This is a genomic window from uncultured Eubacterium sp., assembly GCF_934561735.1.
Classification (GTDB): Bacteria; Bacillota; Clostridia; order Oscillospirales; family Acutalibacteraceae; genus Eubacterium_R.
The window spans coordinates 80,144-94,508 of record NZ_CAKTGT010000007.1 but is presented as its reverse complement, the minus strand read 5'-3'; the positions used below and the strand labels follow the sequence as shown (position 1 = coordinate 94,508).

10 protein-coding genes are annotated in these 14,365 nt (G+C 37.4%); 1 reads left to right on the top strand and 9 read right to left on the bottom strand.

Annotation, left to right across the window (positions count from 1 at the left end):
- Window positions 1–12: 12 nt before the first annotated feature.
- Together dnaG and Q0E08_RS06990 are read right to left on the bottom strand one after the other, a co-directional pair.
- Complete coding sequence (gene dnaG, locus Q0E08_RS06995; protein ID WP_294778360.1) at window positions 13–1,755, bottom strand: DNA primase; 1,743 nt, start codon at window positions 1,753–1,755, stop codon at window positions 13–15.
- A gap of 36 nt (window positions 1,756–1,791) precedes the next feature.
- Window positions 1,792–2,796, bottom strand: coding sequence for a deoxyguanosinetriphosphate triphosphohydrolase (locus tag Q0E08_RS06990; protein WP_294778358.1), 1,005 nt, complete (start codon window positions 2,794–2,796; stop codon window positions 1,792–1,794).
- 134 nt (window positions 2,797–2,930) lie between these two features.
- Here Q0E08_RS06990 and Q0E08_RS06985 point away from each other — a divergent pair, with 134 nt between their 5' ends.
- The gene (locus tag Q0E08_RS06985; RefSeq protein WP_294778356.1) at window positions 2,931–3,773 is read left to right on the top strand and encodes a metallophosphoesterase; all 843 of its coding nucleotides are present in this window, start codon (window positions 2,931–2,933) and stop codon (window positions 3,771–3,773) included.
- Window positions 3,774–3,813: 40 nt separating this feature from the next.
- Here the strand turns inward: Q0E08_RS06985 and Q0E08_RS06980 are convergent, their stop codons facing one another.
- The 7 genes from Q0E08_RS06980 to Q0E08_RS06950 all read right to left on the bottom strand — a co-directional run bounded on the left by Q0E08_RS06980 (window position 3,814) and on the right by Q0E08_RS06950 (window position 14,357).
- The gene (locus Q0E08_RS06980) at window positions 3,814–4,434 is read right to left on the bottom strand and encodes a YigZ family protein (RefSeq protein ID WP_294778354.1); all 621 of its coding nucleotides are present in this window, start codon (window positions 4,432–4,434) and stop codon (window positions 3,814–3,816) included.
- A gap of 63 nt (window positions 4,435–4,497) precedes the next feature.
- Complete coding sequence (rpmE, locus tag Q0E08_RS06975) at window positions 4,498–4,701, bottom strand: 50S ribosomal protein L31 (RefSeq protein WP_177665206.1); 204 nt, start codon at window positions 4,699–4,701, stop codon at window positions 4,498–4,500.
- Window positions 4,702–4,817: 116 nt separating this feature from the next.
- The gene (gene addA / locus Q0E08_RS06970; RefSeq protein ID WP_294778348.1) at window positions 4,818–8,327 is read right to left on the bottom strand and encodes a helicase-exonuclease AddAB subunit AddA; all 3,510 of its coding nucleotides are present in this window, start codon (window positions 8,325–8,327) and stop codon (window positions 4,818–4,820) included.
- The gene (locus tag Q0E08_RS06965) at window positions 8,320–11,664 is read right to left on the bottom strand and encodes a PD-(D/E)XK nuclease family protein (RefSeq protein WP_294778346.1); all 3,345 of its coding nucleotides are present in this window, start codon (window positions 11,662–11,664) and stop codon (window positions 8,320–8,322) included. The genes addA and Q0E08_RS06965 overlap by 8 nt, the downstream gene beginning before the upstream one ends.
- 5 nt (window positions 11,665–11,669) lie before the next feature.
- Window positions 11,670–12,380: a DUF2461 domain-containing protein gene (locus Q0E08_RS06960; protein WP_294778344.1), complete on the bottom strand. Its 711-nt coding sequence runs from the start codon at window positions 12,378–12,380 to the stop codon at window positions 11,670–11,672.
- On the bottom strand, window positions 12,370–13,641 hold the full coding sequence (locus Q0E08_RS06955; protein ID WP_294778342.1) for a methionine gamma-lyase family protein: 1,272 nt from the start codon (window positions 13,639–13,641) through the stop codon (window positions 12,370–12,372). The genes Q0E08_RS06960 and Q0E08_RS06955 overlap by 11 nt, the downstream gene beginning before the upstream one ends.
- Window positions 13,638–14,357 carry a GNAT family N-acetyltransferase gene (locus Q0E08_RS06950; protein ID WP_294778341.1) on the bottom strand — a complete coding sequence of 240 codons (720 nt, stop codon included), beginning with the start codon at window positions 14,355–14,357 and terminating at the stop codon, window positions 13,638–13,640. The genes Q0E08_RS06955 and Q0E08_RS06950 overlap by 4 nt, the downstream gene beginning before the upstream one ends.
- Window positions 14,358–14,365 lie beyond the last annotated feature (8 nt).

The following is a 14,365-nucleotide window of genomic DNA, read 5'->3' as shown; positions in this document are numbered from 1 at the left end:
AATCTCCTCGTTTTATGTATTCTTTTTATTAAAAAAGTTTCTGAAGTCATCATCATTCATTTCAGAAGTGCTTTTTGAATTTTGTTTTGTGTATTCCCTGTTAATTATATTCAAGCAGTCTGTAAACTCCTTTTTTGGATTACTGCTGTTTTGCGATGAGGAAACTATTTGAGTAAACTTTCCCATTTCTTCATCTGTAAAAACTTCATTGAACATAATCAAATCAAGTGATAAATTATCCTCTATTCGCTCCTTAACGGTTTGAAAAGCTTTTTTGTAAAATCCCGGTGTAAACTCATCAACATTAAAATCATTACACAACAAATAACAATCCGGGTATGTCATCAAAAGTCCGATAACTCTTTCCTGTGCTTTAAGCGAAACGGTTGAAGTGTCGGCATCAAAGCTTTCTTTTCTTATTTTACGCAAATCATCGTCAATAATCTTGCTGAATTCTCGTTTTTTTCTGCCGTTTGACCTGCGTCTTACATATTCGGAAAGTTGAGCCTGTATTGCACGCTTTTCTATTCCGAGTTCATCGGCAAGACGAGACAAATACAAATCCTGTTCTATAGGTGTTGCGTTTGCAAGAACCTTTACAGCCTCACCTGCAAATTGACTTTTACCTTGAGTTGTTTGCAAATTAAAATTTTTGCGAAGTTTCATAATTGCAAACTCAACCTCATTTGAAGCACCGTCAAGCATATCCTCAAACCGTGCTCTGCCGAGATTTTTAATAATTTCATCAGGGTCTTTACCACCGCTCAAAGTCGGAATACTTATTCCGATATCAATTTGGTCAAACAATGAAATTGCTTTATTAAGTGCTTTTTGACCTGCCTCGTCATTATCGTAAACAAGTATAACTTCCTTTGCATAACGCGAAATCAAGCGTACTTGCTCATTTGTAAGAGCTGTTCCGCAGCCTGCAACGGCATTTGTAAATCCTGCCTGATGCATTGCAATAACATCCATATATCCTTCGCAAAGAATCAAGCTGTCTTTGCCGCTGTCCTTTGCATAATTAAGACCGAAAACTTCATTTGTTTTTTTATACACCAGCGTGTCGGAAGTATTGATATACTTAGGTTTTGAATCGTCGAGAACCCGTCCGCCGAAAGCTATAAAGTTACCGCGAACATCAATGATAGGCGTCATAACACGATTTCTGAAATAATCATAATAGCCTTTTTCGCCTTTTCTCACAACACCTGCGACTGCCATATCGGTAACATTGAAGCCCTTTGATTTTAAATGCTTCAAAAGTGCATCCCATTGATTCGGAGCGTAACCTAAACCGAAGTGACGAATTGTTTTTATCGACAAGCCTCGATCAAGATAATATTGCAACCCGATTTTGCCTTGTTCGCTCATCATATAAGCGTGGTAAAACTTAGCTGTTTCACGATTTATCTGCAATATTGTTCTGCGTTTTTTGGAAATAGAATCATCGTATCCGTCATCGGGCATTTGCATACCCGCTCTTTGAGCCAAAAGTTTAACCGCATCTATATAATCAAGATTTTCTATTTTACGCATAAAACTGACACTGTCACCGCCTGCACCGCAACCGAAACAGTAAAAGCTCTGCGTATTTTCATATACTGTAAAAGAAGGAGTTTTTTCATTATGAAACGGGCACAGCCCTACATAAGTATTGCCGCGTTTTTTTAATGATACATAGCTTGAAACAACATCCACAACATCGGTCTTCAATTTTAATTCCTGCAAAAAGCTGTCTGAAAGCGACGGCATACACTCGCTCCTTTCTCAAAATTAACAATATAAAAATTATTCTATCCAAAACTTCGGAACATATAACTGATTGAATATTTTTACGGAATAATTATCGCTCATACCGGCAATATAGTCACATACGGCACGGTCTGTTCCTTCGTTTTCGGCTATACCTACATATTGCTCCGGCATTTCTTCGGGATGATTTATATAATGAGCGTAAATCTGTTCAAGCATTGCAACGGCTTTGACTTCTTCACCTTTACAAACAGGATTTTTGTAAACGGCGACAAACATAAAATCGTGCAAATCGTTAAAAAGCTCCCAAAAATCGTCGCTCATAAGAATTTTTTTGTCATTGCTGTTTTCAATAACATTGAGCACCATATTATTTATACGCTCACTTTTTGTCATACCGAGGTCCATTCTTATATCAAGCGGAATATCCTCCTCATTCATAACACCTGCACGAATAGCATCGTCTATATCATGATTTATGTATGCTATTTTATCGGCAATACGAATAATCTGGCCCTCAAGAGTATAGGCATCTTCACCGACGGTGTGGCATAAAATGCCGTTTCTGACTTCATCGGTAAGATTTAGCCCTTTACCGTCCTTCTCCAAAATATCAACTACACGAACACTTTGTTCATAATGCTTAAAACCGTTTGGCGAAAGTTTGGCAAGTGCTCTTTCACCTGCATGTCCAAACGGAGTGTGACCCAAATCGTGACCCAAAGCAATGGCTTCGGTTAAGTCCTCATTAAGCTGAAGTGCTCTTGCTATTGTTCTTGCTATTTGCGAAACTTCAAGCGTATGAGTAAGTCTTGTTCTGTAATGGTCACCCGACGGAGCAAGAAACACTTGAGTTTTATGTTTTAATCGTCTGAATGACTGCGAATGAATAATTCTGTCACGGTCACGCTGAAAGGCTGTTCTTATATCACACTCGGGTTCTTCCCTGAGTCTTCCTCTGCTTTGTGAAGATAATGTCGCATTGGGTGACAAAATCATTTTTTCGTTTTCCTCGGAAATTTGACGGATGCACTTATCCATACCCCTCTCCTTTCGTCAAAATGCTACTGAATTTTTCTATCCATTATACTATACTCTAAAAATATAAAAAATCCTTTATTTTTTTATCTTGACGGGCAAAAAATAAAAATGTATCATAAAATAAGAGGTGTTTTATGGAATATATTTTAATTACAATTACGGCTTTAATTATATTAATACTGCTGATTATATTTTTATATCTGCAAAATAACACGGTTGATATTACAAATCATAATATAAAATCAACGGAATGCGGCAAACTCAGAATTGTTCAGCTGAGCGACTTGCATTCAAAACCGTTTGCTAAAGTTTTAAAAATAACAAAAGAACTTAATCCCGATATAATCTGCATAACCGGCGATTATATAAACGACCGATGCAAAAACAAGGACAAAATGCTTGCCTACGGCAAAGAACTTGTTAAAATTGCAAAGGTCTACTACATCACAGGCAACCACGAAAGACGACTTGACAATTTTGAAAGTATAATGCAAGAACTTTCTGACATCGGGTTTATCGTTTTGCTCAACAGAATTTCTGTTTATAACGATAAAGGATTTGATGTGAATATTTTAGGACTTGATGAAAATCAAGCAGACTTTAAAGACTACAAGACACGAAAGAACGGAACTTTTGTTTACAAGGATATGTCGCCGTATTTTGCTGAATTAAAAAGCAACAGCGGATTTAAAATTGTACTCTCACATTTCCCGGAAAATTTTAAAAATGTGAGAGAAATGAATTACAGTCAATATGATTTTGACATACAACTGTCGGGGCACGCACACGGCGGACAATTTTGTTTGCCGTTCATCGGTCCTGTGTTTTCACCCGGTCAAGGACTTTTTCCAAAATACGCAAAAGGCTCGTTTGGTGACAGACCGAAGTTGATTGTTTCACGAGGACTCGGAAACGCAGAATTCCCTTTTAGGCTGTTTAATCATCCGGAGATAAATGTAATTAACATCAACCAATAGAACAGAGAAAACAGGAAGCAGATTAGCCTCCTGTTTTTTATTATACTTTTGCGAATTCGGAATTAAGATATTCAAGAGCATATTTTGCATTGCTTATATCCGTCAACTTCTCCTGCAAAGGTTCTACCTTATCCTTCTTTATTGAAAAAATGATTTTTACATTATCGGCAAACACAGTATCTTTAATATTTGCCGAAAAGTCGGACAAAAGATTATTCATTCTCTCATAAAACGAATAATCAACCGCAACACTCATTACATCACATTCTGCCATAGTGATGATGTGTGCAGCCTCAACAGCAATTTTTGAGGTATGGCTATATGCACGAACCAAACCACCTGCACCAAGGAGAGTTCCGCCGAAATATCTTGTGCCGACAACGCAGACATCAACAAGATTTTCCTTGAGCAAAACATCAAGCATAGGAACACCCGCTGTTCCGCCGGGTTCTCCGTCATCACTATATCGTTGTGTGTTGTTTTCACGCAAAATATAGGCATAAACATTGTGAGTTGCATCCCAATGTTTTGATCTGATTTGTGAAATAAATTCTGTTGCTTCCTCTACGGTCTTAACCGGCTTTGCATAACCTATAAACTTTGACTTTTTCTCAATAAAAAAATCATCCGAAGCAATTTCAACGGTTCTGTATTCTTCCATACATCCTCCAAAAGAAAAAACAAGGCAACAGAGGTTGTACCAACTGTTGCCGTTATTTTTTGATTAGCCCTTCTTAGCAAATCTCTTGTTGAATCTCTCAACTCGTCCACCTGTATCTACAAGCTTTTGCTTACCTGTATAGAATGGGTGACACTTTGAGCAAATATCAACTTTCATATCGCCTTTAGTGCTCTTTGTTTCAAATGTTGCACCGCAAGCACACTTAACTGTGCATGTCTGATATTCTGGATGAATTCCGTCTTTCATTACTTTCACCTCGCTTAAATTGCCGATAGTCGAAAGAATATAGCTGTTTTCAACTAAATCTTATAACGCAAGAATTATAACAAAGTTTAACACAAAATGCAAGTGTTTTTTTGAATTTATTTGTAAATACACACTTTATTTAGTGAAAACGAGTACAATACCGCTTCTTTTACCGGTTTCATTAATGTTTTTGCCACTGCTTTTTTATAAAAAGCAATTTGATTTTTGTATTTATCAATGAGTTCTTCCTCACTGTCTGCTTTGTCGGTTTTATAATCAACAAGCACAAGTTCTCCGTTTTCTTCAAATACACAATCGGCAATACCTTGGATAAGGACTTCATCGGTAAATTCCGTATCTTCAATTTCGTTAACCGGAACGAATGACGAAACTTTTATTTCCCGGTAAATATGTGCACTGCCGAACATTCTCTCGGCAAAAGCTCCGTTAAAAAATGCCGAAAGTTTTTTTCTGTCAAGACTCTTTGCCTGCTCATCGGTTAAAAACGAAAGAGAAACCAATCGTTCAATCTCATTTTCAAGGTCTGCCTTTGCAAAATCATAATCGCAAAACTGCATAAAAGTATGCATTGCCGTACCCTTTTGTGCCGCAGTCATATTTTCTTTGTTCAAAAACGCCGGTTTGGATGAAGTGAGATATTTAAAATCCTGCTCGGCGGCATCAAGAGATGAAGCGGTACGCTTTGAAGTAAATTCCGACACTCCGAGGCGTTCGTACCTAAAACTAAGTTTATCTTTAAGTCGAGAAAGAAGTTCGGGATTATAAGGAACCTGCAATTTTTCCTGCTGTTCAGGCTCAATTTCTTTATTGGGAAGTTCAATATCCAAATGAAAATCCGAATACATATCAAAGCCTATATCGTCTTTTGAACACATATCACGAAGAATACTTCCATCCTTATGTATAAGTGCACAGAGAGTTAACAGTTCGGCGTCCGTATTGGCTTTTTTTACCGTAAAAGGAGATATTATCGGCACAGTTGAAGAACTTGAAGAAATAAGTTTTTTTGAAAGTGAATCAACATACGCTTCCACTCCGCCTTTAGACGACACGGATATAAAGGTTACAAACTGCTCTTTCGCTCTTGTCATTGCAACATAAAGGACACGCAGATTTTCACTCATCATTTCATATGTATTGATATCTTTAATAACGCTGAATTGAAGCGAATTAAATCTGCAAAGCGTTTGATCGTCATAGATTTTTACTCCTATACCACGCCGAGCGTTAAGCTGAATAAGGTCTTTATTAACATCATCCTTATTATATTTACGATTTGCTCCGGCAAGAATACACACAGGAAATTCAAGTCCTTTTGAGTGATGAACGGTCATAATTGCAACAGCGTCTTTACCCGCATCGTTTACTGTAGCACTTTCCACATTAAATTTGTTTTCAATAATATAATCAACATATCTGATAAATGCGGTCAGTCCGACATTTTCGCCGTTATCAAATTTTTTTGCAATATCAATAAGAAGCTTAACATTTTGCACTCTTTGCTCATGATTGCCCATAGCGGATATAACAGACAAATATGATGTATCGCCTATAATTCGGCGAACAAGATTTTCTACGCTCATTGACGAAGCGAATTCTCTGTACATCTTTAAATCGTCAACAAATTTTGAAAAAACATCGGATTTTGATACGGAAGAATACAAATTACCGTAAGGATAATCAACCTTTGCTTGTGAAATTTCATCAGCACTATAACCGTAAAATACAGACATAAGCGTTGCAAGAAGCGGAATATCCTGTGTAGGATTGTCTATAACACGCAGGAAATTAAGCAAAATTACAACTTCCTTATTATCAAGCAAGTTAACCTTGTTATTTGACACTGTAGGAATACCGTACCCGGCAAAGACATCGGCAATTACATTCATTCTTCCTTTTGCACTGCGAAGAAGAATTGCAAAGTCACCGTAGCGAATTTCTCTATAAATATCGCCGTCTTTAATTTTTTCTTTATTATTAACCTTTTTAATAATATAATTGGCAATTTGATGTGCTTCGTATTCATCGGCATTTTCACCGTCGGGAACGGAAACATATTTTATTTGAGCCGACGGCACATCCGTATCATTAAAATCAGCGGAAGAATTAAGCATTTCCTCTTCATTATAATCTATACCGCCGACTTTTTTGGACATTATATTTTTGCAAACAAAATTGACATAATCGCACACGCCCTTGCGTGAGCGAAAATTATTGCTCAAAATGATTTTTTGCCTTGTTGCATTACTGTCTTTATCATATAATTGATAAGCATCCTTTTTCTTTGTAAAGATAAAAGGCATTGCAAGGCGGAATTTGTAAATACTTTGTTTAACATCCCCTACCATAAATCGATTTTTGTCGTTTGACAAAACGGCAAACAGCATATCCTGAGCCGAATTGGTATCCTGATATTCGTCAACTAAAATTTCGTAAAACGATAATTCAAGTTCTTTTGCCAAATCGGTTCTTACAATATCACCGTTTTCATCGGGATAAAACAAAAGATTAATTGCAAAATGCTCAATATCCGAAAAAGTAAAAGAGTTAATTTCTTTTTTCATTTCATATGTTTTTTGATTAAACAGTTTTACAACTTCGGTAAGTTTTTTTATTACAGGATAAAGCAACATACAATCATTTGTGTAATCTTTGCTTCGTACCGAATACATAGGAGCAATTGATTTAGTAATAATCTCCTTATACAAATCTCTATTGGCTTTTACAAAATCCTTTTCATTGCATTTAACGGTCGGAAATCTTACAAACGAGAGATTTTCAAGCACATCAAGCTGTTCGTCCCATTTACGGTTTGCGGCATTTTTTAGCAACGCATCTATAATTTTATAATCGCTGTCAAGCATATCAAGAAGTTTTAAATGCTTATCGTTTAACGGGGTCAATGCTTGTTTTGACTGTATATAAAGGTCTTTTGCAACCGTTAAAAGTTCATTTGTTTCATCAAAGACATACTGAGCAAAAAATGAGTCCTCAAACTTAACATCGGGATTGTATTCTTCGCAAACTTCATCAAGCCAAATATTCGGAAAAGACTGCGAAGAAATGAAGTGACTGATTTTTTTTACTGTTTCGGCAAAGCCCTTGTCGTCCTTTGTTGATGAAAACATATCAACAAGTTCTTTAAATCCGTCGCCGTTTTCTTCATAAAGAGCACCGAGGACTTCATCTATTGCGGTTTGTTCAAGAATAGAATTTTCGGAATTATCAAGAATTTTAAAATCCTGTTCTATATCAAGATTAAAGAAATTTTCCCTAACCAATCCTATACAAAACGAATCTATAGTTGAAACCTTGGCATTAGGCAAAAGCGAAAGCTGTTTGTGGGCGTTGGTATCGTTTGGATTTTCTTTTATAATTTTAAGCAAAGCTTTGGCAATTCTGCTTTTCATTTCTGCCGCCGCTGCATTTGTAAATGTAACTATAAGAAGTTTGTCAACATCTACATTAAGCGTAACATCTGTAATAAGCCGTATAACACGCTCTACCAAAACTGCGGTTTTTCCGGAGCCTGCCGCCGCACTGACGAGAATGTTACTGCCACGGGCTTCTATAGCATTTTGTTGCGGTTTTGTCCAATTAGGCATTTGTATCATCCTCCTTCAGTATTTCAAGTGTCTTTGAAAAAGAGTACTCTTCCAACTCTTTAGGTTCAATTTCTTTTCTGTTGGCACAAACGGAAGAATAATCGCAAAATTCGCAAGTATTGTTATGTGTCGGAGAATCAACGGGATTCTGCATAATTTTGCCCATATGGAGATTAATACCCATTTGTTCAATCAGACTGTCTATTTTATGCGAAATTCTACCCATATCCTCAAGGCTTACGATACTGCCGCCAACTCCGCCTTTGGCATAAGCTTTTGCATCTATAAATCTGCCCTTTAAATCATGTTCCATATGCTCGGCAATTTTATGTTCGTCATCATTAAGAACGACTCCTAGCATTTTGTATGATTTGTCATCCCCATCCGAAACCTCATTGTAAAGACTGTTTCTTGAAACATTATAGATGCTTCTTGCCGAATGAAGATACAAAACCCCGGCTTCCTTACCTGCAAGTTCGTTGTCGCTTTTGCAAAGCGTAAACAAATAAACGAACATTTGCAAATTAAGGCCATACAAAATATCACTGAGTTTAAATTTTTTAGTTCCGCTCTTATAATCCACAACACGGACATATTGCTCACCGTTTTCGGTATATGTATCTACTCTGTCGATAGAGCCTCTTATTTGAATTGTGCCGCCGTCCGCAAGATTGATAACCTGTGATTTTACGCTTTCGCCGTTTTCACCGTTACCGATTGAAAGTTCAAAGGCACGAGGTTCAAAATCACTGTTTTCAAATTCGTCACGAAGTCTGAAAACAACATACGAAATAAGCTTTGACAAACGCATAAACTGATACTTAAACCTGACTGTAAACTCGCTGTAATCGCCCATTTTTGTTTCCAAATACTCTTTTAAGTATTTTCTTACAATACTCGTTATCTCGGCGTTATCAAGGCTTAAAATCCCTTTTGAGCCGTATTCTTTGATGATACATTCAAGAACATAGTGAATAACCGAACCTGTTTGCATAGGGTTCATTTCCGCCTTTATTCTCGGACGGGCATTAAGCCCGAATTTACAATAATACCTAAAGGCACACTTATAATAATCCTCAATTTTTGACACTGAAAGGTACATATCGTTTTTGAAAAGTTTTCGTGCCAAATCGGGATTTTTAATTATTATATTATCATTTTTTGACAGTCTTTCAACCGCTGAAAGTCTGCTTTCATATTCGGGTTTTTCGGCAAAATATTGCTTCAATGTTGCAACAAATTCGGCATTGTCATCATAGTTTGAAGCCAAAATTTCAAAGGTATTGGCATCGGTTTCAACTTTTGAAAGAGAATAATCATAATCGGCTGAATTAACCCGGAGGTTTGTAAACAGTGCTTTTAATTCGCTGACAATAATACTCTCGGCACCGTCGGAACTGCTGTTTCTGAATGATACATAAAGTTTATCGCTCGGTGCGGCAAGAGCCATATAAGCAAAATATTTTTCCTGTGCATTAAGAGTTTCACCGTATGAATATAATTTGAATTTATTGTCTATAAGAATATTTCTGTCACTTTCGGACAGCAAACCGGAGGAAGTAACAGCTTGAGGAAACTCACCCTCATTTGCACCGACAACAAAAACAGCATACGGATTGTTGCATCTGATTCTGTCGGCAGAACCGATTTGAACATTATCAAGACCGGACGGAACAGAGCCGAGGTCTTCATTCATAATCATAAGATTGAAAAGCTTGTAAAAATCCTTAACGGTAAGTTCTTCATCTGTTGAAACGGTTGCAAGCCTGTCAAGAATATTCATAAGTAAATCCCAAACTCTGCCCTGCTCAAAAGCAAGAACGGACTTGCCGTTTTCATTAAGCGATTTTGCAAGAATACGGAGATTTTCGTCTACCGAAAAATCAATAAGCGTAAAATACACAGCCTTGCAAATATCTGCGGTGCATTTCTTTTTACAAGATGCCATAAAATTTTGAAGTCGGCTGACAACATATTCTCTGCTGTCATTTATATTTTTAAGTTTTTTTATATCGTTTTCGGACATTTCTTCCGAAAAGCCTTTTGGTGAATTTGTAAATTCTTTTTTCCATTTTGAGCCGTTAACGTTCCATATAAAAGCATAATTTTCAAGTTCATTGACAGCCTCATCCTCAAGAGCGGTAAGACCTGTTTTGAGCATTGAAAAAATATCATTTGATGAAAGTGAATATATCGAGCATCTTAAAAGGAAATTAACAAACATAATAAGAGGCTCGGACGAAATATTCTGCCTTTCATCATCAAAATAAGGAATATTATATTTTGAAAAAGAAAATTGGAGTTCTTTTTGATATTTATCCAAATCACGGCAAATCACGGCAATATCGGACGCTTTGACACCCGAGCGAAGCAATTTTGAAATTCTGTCTGACACAAAATCACATTCATCCGTAACATTTTTTGCACCGTAAAGTTCTATATTTTGCGGTACTTCTTCACGAGGCTCTTTTACATTTGAAAAAACAAACTTTTCACTTAACCTGAGTTCTTCATTGTTAAACCTGTGATTTTCGGTTAAATAAATAGGAGCAAGCATTGAGGTGCCGGCATTTTGTGCGGCTTCTCTAAGATAATTAATATTGCTGTTTACATATGAAAAAAGATTGTATTTGTCATTATTCAGATGTGAATCTGTGCCAAAAGTTATATAAACAGCTTTTGCCTGAGCCAAAATAATCTCAAGAATTTTATATTCCTGAGCAACAAAACCGTTAAAACCGTCTATAAATACGGTTCTGCCCACAAAATAGTCCAAATTCAAAAGTTTTTCATAAAGTCTTGTAAGTTCGCTTGCACCGTCAAGAAATCTGTCGGCTATATACGAATCGTAAGCAGACATAATAAGAGAAATATCATATAACTTTTGCGACAGAGTTTCTTTTTCGGTATTAACTGACGCTTTCATAACATCTTCGGCTGAAACTCGGCAAGACTTCATCTCATCATAAATCTTAATTGCCGAATTAATAAAAGCAACATTATCGGTGTTTTTGCCGAAAAGTTTTAAATCGTCCTTGATACTTTCACAGGCTTTTTTAAAGACAACCGCTTTTGCACCTTTACTTAAAACAGGCAAAGGTGCGGCACCGTATTTTCGGGCAATTTCATTTGACAAACGGGAAAAAGAGCCATTTTCTACCGAATTGACTCTGCTTTCTCCCAAATCCTTTAGAAGTCGTCTTTCACTGATGAAAGAATACTGCTCGGGAGTAATCAAAAGAATATTTTGTTCTCCGCTTTCAACAAGTTCTTTTATGTGTGAAAAGACATATTCGGTTTTACCGCTTCCGGAACGACCGAGTACAAGCTGTAACATAGCAATTATTCCTCCGGTTTTATAAGACCCTCAAACATCATTTTTTCGTGTGCTTCAATCATAAACTCATACATAGGACGGGCAATGTCAAAAGCCAGCCTCATCTCGTCAATAATTGTGCTTGATGCTATTCTGCTCATATCAACGCTGTTATATGTGAACGAAAAGTTTTTCGCAAGCAAATAAGGTTTTAAATCCTTTGGAGCGTCGGGATAAATTTCTTTTTTATAGTAATCGTGTGCATCGAAGGTAAAACCCGCATCCTCACACGCTTTTAGTGCTTTTCTGAATCTTTTTGGCTGTTCAACAATCATTTGATGAACAAGCCTGAAATCGCTTGCTTTCCAAGTCCAAAAAACAAGACCGTAACCGTAACAATTTGGATAAAATTCAAAATAATAAAAAGGTGCAGACGGATATTCTTTTTTATATCGTCTGAAGAACACCCACATATTTTCTCTGTATTTAATCTTTGAACGGTTGCCCCTTGTATCTCTGTGAATACGGGAATGAACTCTTACAGGGTCAAGATACATTTTGTCATCAATGTCAAACAGCACATCCGACATATCGAGCACCATTTGGCGAAGCGGAACGGTAATTCCCTGTTTAAGTTCTTCCTTGTGTTCCTCATAAAACGGTTTTGAATCGTTAAAACGATTGAGACAAAGAAGTTCAATACTTTCGGGTTTTATTCCTTTATAGTTATATTCCACCTTTTAACAACCCCTTATTAAGCATAGATTGTGCCGCAAGTTTAGCACAAATTTTTGCCGAATGAAAATTGAGTCCGCCCTGAATCCAAGCATAAAACGGCTCTCGAATAGGCGCATCGGCAGACAATTCGATTGATGAGCCTAATGTAAAGGCACCTGCTGCCATAACTACCTTGCTGTCATAGCCGGGCATATCCCACGGCTCAGGTGAAACAAAGCTGTCAATCGGACTGCCGCTTTGAATACCCTGACAAAAAGCAACAAGGCTTTCTTCATTTTCAAGACCGAGGCACTGAACAATGTCGCCTCGTTTTTCGTTATATTTAGGTGTTACATCATAACCGAAGCCCTCAAAAAGAGCAGAAATGTAAACAGCACTTTTAAGAGCTTCGCCAACAGTATGCGGAGCAAAGAACAATCCCATATAGAGTTCTCTGTTCATACCGATTGTACAACCAACTTCTTTGCCGAGTCCCGGAGTGGTAAGCCTATAAGCACACTTTTCGACCAAATCGTGTCTGCCTGCAATGTAACCGCCTGTGCTTGCAATTCCGCCGCCCGCATTTTTGATGAGTGAGCCTGCAATCAAATCCGCACCAACCTCGGTAGGTTCAAGTTTTTGAGTAAACTCACCATAGCAGTTATCAACCATAACAATTACATTTGGATTTTTAGCCTTTACTGTTTTGACAATATCGGCAATTACATCAACTGTGAGCGACGGACGAAGTTCATAGCCACGGCTACGCTGAATATAAACCATAGTCACGCTGTCATCAACCGCATTTTTGATAGCTTCCAAATCAGGCACATTGTCTTTTAAAGCGACCTCGTCATATTCAACTCCGAAATCCTTTAATGAGCCCATTCCCTCACCTGAAATACCGATTACATTATGTATGGTATCATAGGGTGTGCCGGTTACGCAAAGCATCTTATTGCCCGGACGAAGCACGCCGAAAAGTGCAGTTGCAAGGGTGTGCGTTCCGCAAGTGAAGTTATGACGAACAAGAGCGTCCTCGGCACCGAAAACCTGTGCCCATACTTTATCAAGAGTTTCTCTGCCACGGTCGCCGTAGCCGTAGCCTGTTGATGATGCAAAATGACTTTCGGATATACCGTTATCAATAAAAGCTTTTTGCACCTTGAGTTGATTATATTCCGTTATTTCATCAATGATTTTAAAAGCATCTTGACATTTATTGAGAGCTTTTTGTGACATTGTTTCTATTTTTTCATCAATATTAAAAAATGGGTTCATCTGTACATTCTCCATATACCTGTATTTTCAAATCCGAGTTCGGTGTAAAAATGCTCGTTAATGTCCTTTTCACGCATTATATATACGGTGTTTTTGACATCCGAGCAAATATAAGACACAAGATGTCCGCCATATCCCATACGCCTGAACTCATCTGCTGTTCTTACGGCTGTAAGCACACCGTAGCCGTCATAAATTGATGACAAAATACCGCTTGAAATGATATTTCCGTCAAAGTTTAAAGTATATGCTTTAGCGGTATTATGCCTTACTCTGTGACTTATATCAACATACCAAGCCTTGAAATCCTGACCGTCATAATCCACAAAATTGAAAAGGTCCATAAGTTTTGGATATTCATCAATTTCTGCTCCGTGAACAACGCTTTCCAGCTTGTGCTCACACGACATAATTACGCCTTCATCATATTTTGCACCGAATTCAAAAGCAGGATCGCAAAGAATTGCACCGTGCCCCGTTATACAAAAAAATCTTACAAATTCCGCATTATCAAAGCCATCATCGAGTGCAAGGGTTATGTCGTTGTCAAGCCGTGAGAGAATTGCCGTGATTTTGCCGTCAATAATTTGACGGTAAAATGTTGCAAAATGATATTTTGTTCCATAGGACTCAAGCAATGACAACACCCTAATTGAGTAGATGTCACGCTTTGTCCATTCGTTAAATTGTTCTGCTGAGTCTATTATTTCTATCATAAATCCAT

Excerpts from the sequence above, each read along its gene's own strand:
- dnaG (WP_294778360.1), bottom strand. The coding sequence starts at position 1,755 with ATGCCGTCGCTTTCAGACAGCTTTTTGCAGGAATTAAAATTGAAGACC.
- Q0E08_RS06990 (WP_294778358.1), bottom strand. The coding sequence starts at position 2,796 with ATGGATAAGTGCATCCGTCAAATTTCCGAGGAAAACGAAAAAATGATT.
- Q0E08_RS06985 (WP_294778356.1), top strand. The coding sequence starts at position 2,931 with ATGGAATATATTTTAATTACAATTACGGCTTTAATTATATTAATACTG.
- Q0E08_RS06980 (WP_294778354.1), bottom strand. The coding sequence starts at position 4,434 with ATGGAAGAATACAGAACCGTTGAAATTGCTTCGGATGATTTTTTTATT.
- rpmE (WP_177665206.1), bottom strand. The coding sequence starts at position 4,701 with ATGAAAGACGGAATTCATCCAGAATATCAGACATGCACAGTTAAGTGT.
- addA (WP_294778348.1), bottom strand. The coding sequence starts at position 8,327 with ATGCCTAATTGGACAAAACCGCAACAAAATGCTATAGAAGCCCGTGGC.
- Q0E08_RS06965 (WP_294778346.1), bottom strand. The coding sequence starts at position 11,664 with ATGTTACAGCTTGTACTCGGTCGTTCCGGAAGCGGTAAAACCGAATAT.
- Q0E08_RS06955 (WP_294778342.1), bottom strand. The coding sequence starts at position 13,641 with ATGAACCCATTTTTTAATATTGATGAAAAAATAGAAACAATGTCACAA.
- Q0E08_RS06950 (WP_294778341.1), bottom strand. The coding sequence starts at position 14,357 with ATGATAGAAATAATAGACTCAGCAGAACAATTTAACGAATGGACAAAG.